We start from the raw sequence: 502 nt of genomic DNA on the forward strand, positions 1-502 counted from the left end.
TTGCCGAGCGGGGGGTCTTGCTGAACTCTCCGTCCTCCGTCCCGTCTGGCTCCGCGTCTGTGCGAGAAATTCGCGGACCGCAGACTAAAGGCTTTGAAGTGATGGGACAGAGGCAAGCGCAGCCAGTCGCGGCCACAGTGGAACGCAAGCTGCCGGTTGTGTCGGATAGCAGGCGCGTGAGCCTCGACTATACCAATGCCGACATTCGCCAGGTCGTGCAGGATGTCGTAGGCGATGTCATGAGCATGCCCTTTACCATCGATCCTGGCGTCGGAGGGAAGATGACCCTTCATACAGCCCGCCAAGTGCCAGCGAGTGAGGTGCTGCGGCTACTCGACAAAGCGCTGGGACCGCACGGCTATGGACTGGCTGCGGGTGAGCAAGGCATTCGAGTGGGGCGCTTGGCCGATCTCGCTGGCGGCATCCAGACCAACGTTCAAGTTATTCCTGTGCAGTATGTCGACCCGGCTGAGGTCATCGGAGTAATCCGACCGAACTTGGA

Annotated in this window: 1 pseudogene; it reads left to right on the forward strand. The window is 60.6% G+C overall.

Features of this window, described 5'->3' with window-relative positions:
* Positions 1–176 precede the first annotated feature (176 nt).
* Positions 177–502, forward strand: a pseudogene (locus tag NKH73_RS32550) (hypothetical protein); the annotation flags it as partial.

This window comes from Mesorhizobium sp. M0938 (genome assembly GCF_040319125.1).
GTDB classification, from domain to species: domain Bacteria; phylum Pseudomonadota; class Alphaproteobacteria; order Rhizobiales; family Rhizobiaceae; genus Mesorhizobium; species Mesorhizobium robiniae.